Source organism: Collimonas fungivorans, from assembly GCF_028292705.1.
GTDB classification, from domain to species: domain Bacteria; phylum Pseudomonadota; class Gammaproteobacteria; order Burkholderiales; family Burkholderiaceae_D; genus Collimonas; species Collimonas fungivorans_B.
Genome location: NZ_JAQGLV010000079.1, coordinates 1 through 6,212, shown reverse-complemented (window position 1 = coordinate 6,212; position 6,212 = coordinate 1). Strand labels below are relative to the sequence as shown.

Genomic DNA, 6,212 nt, shown 5'->3' with positions numbered 1-6,212 from the left:
GCGTTCAGCATGACGTCGTTCGACATGGAAACAGCCAACCGTTTCGGTGTGCCGTACATCGCGGTGATCGGCAACAACTCGGCGATGAACCAGATCCGTTACGGCCAGCTGGCGAAATACGGCGAAGAACGCGGCAATGTGGGCAATTTGCTGAGCGATATCCCTTACGGCAAGTTTGCCGAGATGCTGGGCGGGCATGGCGAAGAAGTGCGCGATCCGGCGCAGATCGCTGGCGCGTTGCAGCGGGCGCGGGAAGCGGTGCGCAAGACACGGCGTTGTGCAGTGGTCAATATCTGGGTCGATCCTGCGGTGTATGCCCCGGGAACCATGGCCCAGACCATGTACAAATAAGTCGCTTAGCCAGCACATAAAATTCGATCAAGTTGAACAGGAGATTTGAAATGAGCACAGAAAAAAGCAAGGCAAAACCGCTGGAAGGCATCCGCATCATCGACTTCACGCACGTGCAAGCCGGTCCTGCATGCACGCAACTGCTGGCATGGTTTGGCGCCGACGTGATCAAGGTAGAACGTCCGGGTTCCGGCGACGTGACGCGTTCGCAGCTGCGCGATATCCCTGGTGTCGACGCGCTGTATTTCACCATGTTGAACAGCAACAAGCGTTCACTCACACTCGACACCAAAAAGCCTGAAGGCAAGCTGGTGCTGGAAAAACTGATCAAGGAATCCGACGTGCTGGTCGAGAACTTCGGACCAGGCGCGCTGGACCGCATGGGCTTTTCCTGGGAACGCATCAACGAACTGAATCCGAAGATGATCGTGGCTTCGGTCAAGGGTTTCAGCGACGGCCACCATTACGATGACCTGAAAGTCTACGAAAACGTCGCCCAGTGCGCCGGCGGCGCGGCTTCCACTACAGGTTTCTGGGACGGCCCGCCGACTGTCAGCGCTGCCGCCCTGGGCGACAGCAACACCGGCATGCACCTGGCGATCGGCATCCTGACCGCCTTGATCGGCCGCGACAAGACCGGCAAGGGACAGCGTGTCGCGGTGTCGATGCAGGACAGCGTGCTGAACCTGTGCCGCGTCAAGCTGCGCGACCAGCAGCGCCTGGACAAGCTGGGCTTCCTGGAAGAGTATCCGCAATACCCGCACGGCACATTCAGCGATGTGGTGCCGCGCGGCGGCAATGCCGGCGGCGGCGGCCAGCCAGGCTGGGTGCTCAAGTGCAAGGGCTGGGAAAACGATCCGAACGCATATATCTACTTCACCATCCAGGGCCATGCCTGGGCGCCTATCTGCAAGGCGATCGGCAAGGATGAATGGATCGAAGATCCGGCCTACAGCACGCCGAAGGCGCGCCAGCCGCATATCACCGAGATTTTCGACACCATAGAAGTGTGGCTGAAGGACAAGACCAAGTTCGAAGCGGTCGACATCCTGCGCAAATTCGACATTCCTTGCGCACCGGTGCTGACCATGAAAGAACTGGCCAACGATCCGTCGCTGCGCGCCAGCGGCACCATCACCGAAGTCGACCACAAGGAACGCGGCAAATACCTGACCGTCGGCAGCCCGATCAAGTTCTCCGACCTGACGCCGGAAATCACCGGATCGCCTTTGCTGGGCGAGCACACCGACGAGGTGCTGGCGGACGTGCTGGGCTACAGCGCCGGACAGATTGCCGAACTGCATAAAGCAGAAGCAGTCTGAGGATGACGATAGGCGAGTAATGGCCACATGAGTCGTCCCAAGGACGATTGACGGCGTCCGCCCAGGACGCCGTTTTTACATGCGGGCCTGTCAGCAGGTTCTTAGCAAGGAGCAGCGATATGTCAACCGAACTCGATCTCAGGCAGCTGGTGGAAGCAGTCGGCGACGCCATCGTGATTTCCGACGCCAAAGGCGCCATCACCTTGTGGAATCCGGCGGCAGAACGCATGTTCGGTTTTACCCAGGGCGAAGCGCTAGGGCAGTCGCTCGACCTGATCATCCCCGAACGCCAGCGCCAGCGGCACTGGGATGGTTATCAAAAGACCATGGATACCGGCATTACCCGCTACGGCAACGACGTGCTGCGGGTGCCGGCGGTACACAAGGACGGCCATACCTTGTCGATCGCGTTTACGGTGGCGCTGCTGCAGACGGCGGATAACAAGGTGGCGGCGATCGTTGCCGTCATCCGCGACGAAAGCAGCCGCTTTGCCGAGGACCGCGCCTTGCGCAAACGTCTGGCGGAAATGGAAGCCAGACTGACAGCGCTGACGACCGAATCCAGTTAAGATCGCAATGGAACCGGGCACACGGTACCTATGATAAATATAAACAGGAGATTTTCATGAGCAAAGCACTGGATGGCGTGCGCATTCTAGATTTCACCCATGTCCAGTCAGGGCCGACCTGCACCCAGCTGCTGGCCTGGTTCGGCGCCGATGTGATCAAGGTCGAACGCGCCGGCGAAGGCGACGCCACGCGCGGGCAGCTGCGCGACATTCCCGGGGTCGACAGCCTGTATTTCACGATGCTGAACCATAACAAGCGCTCCATCACGCTCGACACCAAGAACCCCAAGGGCAAGGAAGTGCTGGAAACGCTGATCAAGGATTGCGACGTGCTGGTGGAAAATTTCGCACCGGGCGCGCTGGACCGCATGGGATTTACCTGGGAACGCATCCAGGAACTGAATCCGAAAATGATCGTGGCCTCGGTCAAGGGTTTCGGTCCGGGCAAATACGAAGATTGCAAGGTCTATGAAAACGTCGCCCAGTGCGCTGGCGGTGCGGCGTCCACCACCGGCTTCGACGACGGTCCGCCGATGGTGACCGGAGCCCAGATCGGCGACAGCGGCACCGGCTTGCACCTGGCGCTGGGCATCGTCAGCGCGCTGTTCCAGCGCCACACTTCCGGCCGCGGCCAGAAGGTGCTGGCGCCGATGCAGGACGCCGTATTGAACCTGTGCCGCGTCAAGCTGCGCGACCAGCAGCGGCTGGAACGCACCGGCACCATGCACGAATATCCGCAATACCCGGACAGCAAGTTCGGCGAAGCCGTGCCGCGCGCCGGCAACGCTTCCGGCGGCGGCCAGCCGGGCTCGATCCTGAAGTGCAAGGGCTGGGAAACCGATCCTAACGCCTATATCTATTTCATCACCCAGGGCGCGGTCTGGCCGGCGGTCTGCAAGGTGATAGGCGAGGAGGGCTGGATCACCGACGAGGCTTACGCCACGCCGGCGGCGCGCCTGCTGCACCTGAAGCCGATCTTTGCCCGCATCGAGCAATGGACCATGAGCAAGACCAAGTTCGAAGCCATGGATATCCTGAACCAGTACGATATTCCGTGCGGACCGATCCTGTCGATGAAGGAAATCGCCGAAGACGAGTCGCTGCGCCAGAGCGGCACTATCGTCGAAATTGACCATCCGACGCGCGGCAAGTACCTGACGGTAGGTAATCCGATCAAGATGTCGGACAGCCCGACCGAGGTCACGCGTTCTCCCTTGCTGGGGGAACATACCGAAGAAGTGCTGGCGCAGCTCGGCTACGGCAAGGATTACATCGCCGCGCTGCGTGAAGAGAAGGTGATCTGAAAAAAAAACGGGCCGACGACATGACAGCAGAATTAGATTATCAGGCATTGCATTCCGCCGGTGCCTCGGTTGTGACGTCGGCAACGGACTATCCGGATGGCCACGTCATCCCGCTGCACCGCCATTCCTGCGCCCAGCTGCTGTATGCGACCAGGGGCGTGATGACGGTCGATGCGGCGGCCGGGCGCTGGATGGTGCCGCCGGGCCGCGCGGTCTGGCTGCAGGCGCATGTCGACCACCAGATCCGCATGCACGGCGAGGTCGGCTTGCGCACGCTGCTGCTGGACGTCGCCATGTCGCCGCACCTGCCTGCGCGCAGCTGCGTGCTGGATATCTCGCCCTTGCTGCGCGAACTGATCGCGGCCGCCCATGGCAACCCGGCCGCCCATGACGCTGACGCGCGCAACTGGCACATGCTGCAATTGTTGCTGCACGAGCTGGCGTCGGTGACCGTGCTTCCCCTGTATTTACCGTTGCCGCTGGCGGCGCGCCTGCGCAGCCTGTGCGAATTGCTGATGGCGACTCCCGGCAAGCAGGTAACAATCGAAACCTGGGCCGGCCAGCTCGGCATATCCACCAGCACCTTGCATCGCCTGTTCCTGCGCCAGACCGGCATGCGTTTCGGCCACTGGCGCCAGCAAGCCAGGCTGCTGCAGGCCATGGAACAGCTGGCGCGCGGCGGCAAGGTCGCCGCCGCTGCGCAAGACCAGGGCTACAGCAGCCAGAGCGCCTTCAGCGCCATGTTCAAGAAACACTTCGGCAGCACGCCCACCGCGTTTTACCGCTAGCCGGCTGTTGCAGCCGGCCGGCTTCCCGGCGCTTTTTCTCCTGCCATCGATAATTCCCGAAGAATCAAGGCCTTAGCTCGTCCTGGCCAATTCCCCTCCATGCCCCGCTGTCGAATCGAACTGGTTGGCGGTATCATGCAGGGCGTTTCGGTCGTAAAATTCGGATAAGTCATTTGAATATCATGGTTTTTTATAAAGGAGATGGGCATGGGTCAGGAAAAATATACGGTTGAACATGAGTGGTTGCGTGTCGAGGATGGCGGCCTGGTGACGGTCGGCATTACCGCTTACGCGCAAGACCATCTGGGCGACCTGGTTTTTGTGCAGCTGCCTGAAGTCGGCGCCGTTATCGCCAAGGGCGAAGAAGCCGCGGTAATCGAGTCGGTCAAGGCTGCAAGTGAAATCAATATGCCGGTTGCCGGCACGGTGGTCGAAATCAACGAAGCGCTGGCGAACGCGCCTGAAAAGGTGAACGAGGATCCGCTGGGCGAAGGCTGGTTCTTCAAGATCAAAATAGACGATGCGGCCGAGTTGAACGGTCTGATGGACAAAGCAGCTTATGACGAGCTGATCAAGGGCCTGGCTTAAAGGTCTGGCTTAAAGGTCTAACTTAAGTAAGCGCAACTCTATTGTTCATTAAATGAAGGAAGCACCCATGACACAATCACGGCCTGCTCTTGAAGATCTGGCACAACATGCCGATTTCATTGAACGCCATATCGGCCCGGACCAAGCCCAACAAAAGGCCATGCTGACCGCCCTCGGTTTCGATTCGATCGAGGCTCTGATACAGAAAATCGTACCAAGCGCCATCCTCGAGCGCCATCCGCTGAAGCTCGGCGCCCCGCGCAGCGAAGCGGAAACGCTGGCAGCCTTGCGCGAAATCGCCGGCAAGAACCAGCTGTTCAAATCGCATATCGGCATGGGCTATTACAACTGCCATACGCCGACCGTCATCCTGCGCAACCTGCTGGAAAACCCGGCCTGGTATACCGCCTATACGCCGTACCAGCCTGAAATTTCGCAGGGGCGGCTGGAAGCGCTGCTGAATTTCCAGACCATGGTGACTGACCTCACCGGCATGGAAATCGCCAACGCTTCCTTGCTGGACGAAGCCACCGCGGCGGCCGAAGCGATGACTTTCTGCCAGCGCCTGTCGAAAAGCAAGAGCAATACCTTTTTCGTTTCGCAAGACTGCTTCCCGCAAACCATCGACGTGCTGCGCACCCGCGCCGCGCCGATCGGGGTCGAGATAGTAGTCGGCGACCATCTCAAGGACCTGGAGCGGCTCGACTGCTTCGGCGTGCTGCTGCAATATCCGACCCTGAACGGCGAGATCAACGACTATGCAGCCACCGCGCGCCTGGCGCACGACAAGCAGGCGCTGGTAGTAGTAGCCGCCGACCTGCTGGCGCTGACCCTGCTGACGCCGCCGGGCGAATTCGGCGCCGACGTGGTGATCGGTACTGCCCAGCGCTTCGGCGTGCCGCTCGGCTACGGCGGCCCGCACGCAGCGTATTTCGCCACGCTGGATGCGCACAAGCGCGTCATGCCCGGACGCCTGGTCGGCGTCTCGATCGACAGCCGCGGCGAACCGGCTTACCGGCTGGCGATGCAGACCCGCGAACAGCATATCCGCCGCGAAAAAGCCACCAGCAACGTCTGCACCGCGCAGGTGCTACTGGCCAATATCGCCAGCATGTATGCGGTGTACCACGGCCCAAGCGGGCTGAAAACGATCGCGCAACGGGTGCACCGGCTGACCGCGATCCTGGCCGAGGGCCTGCGCCAGCTGCACCATGCGGTGCCGACCGCCAGCTTCTTCGACACCATCACCGTGCATACCGGCGGCCATACCCAGGATATCCACGCCGCGGC

At 60.7% G+C, this 6,212-nt stretch carries 6 protein-coding genes and 1 pseudogene; all 7 read left to right on the top strand.

The genetic code is table 11. The features are described from left to right. On the top strand, positions 1 to 351 hold a 351-nt coding region (locus tag JWQ61_RS03785), incomplete at its 5' end, for a thiamine pyrophosphate-dependent enzyme (protein ID WP_304359343.1). Between the two features lie 50 nt (positions 352 to 401). Then, positions 402 to 1,673 carry a formyl-CoA transferase gene (gene frc / locus JWQ61_RS03780; RefSeq protein ID WP_304359342.1) on the top strand — a complete coding sequence of 424 codons (1,272 nt, stop codon included), beginning with the start codon at positions 402 to 404 and terminating at the stop codon, positions 1,671 to 1,673. A gap of 119 nt (positions 1,674 to 1,792) precedes the next feature. Beyond that, positions 1,793 to 2,242, top strand: a complete 450-nt coding sequence (locus tag JWQ61_RS03775) for a PAS domain S-box protein (protein ID WP_304359341.1) — start codon at positions 1,793 to 1,795, stop codon at positions 2,240 to 2,242. 56 nt (positions 2,243 to 2,298) lie between these two features. After that, positions 2,299 to 3,546, top strand: a complete 1,248-nt coding sequence (gene frc / locus JWQ61_RS03770) for a formyl-CoA transferase (protein WP_304359340.1) — start codon at positions 2,299 to 2,301, stop codon at positions 3,544 to 3,546. Positions 3,547 to 3,566: 20 nt separating this feature from the next. Next, positions 3,567 to 4,334, top strand: coding sequence for a helix-turn-helix transcriptional regulator (locus JWQ61_RS03765; RefSeq protein WP_304359339.1), 768 nt, complete (start codon positions 3,567 to 3,569; stop codon positions 4,332 to 4,334). Positions 4,335 to 4,541: 207 nt separating this feature from the next. After that, positions 4,542 to 4,922, top strand: coding sequence for a glycine cleavage system protein GcvH (gcvH, locus tag JWQ61_RS03760; protein WP_369684876.1), 381 nt, complete (start codon positions 4,542 to 4,544; stop codon positions 4,920 to 4,922). A 52-nt stretch (positions 4,923 to 4,974) separates the two neighbouring features. Next, positions 4,975 to 6,212 (top strand): annotated as a pseudogene (locus JWQ61_RS03755) (glycine dehydrogenase); the annotation flags it as partial.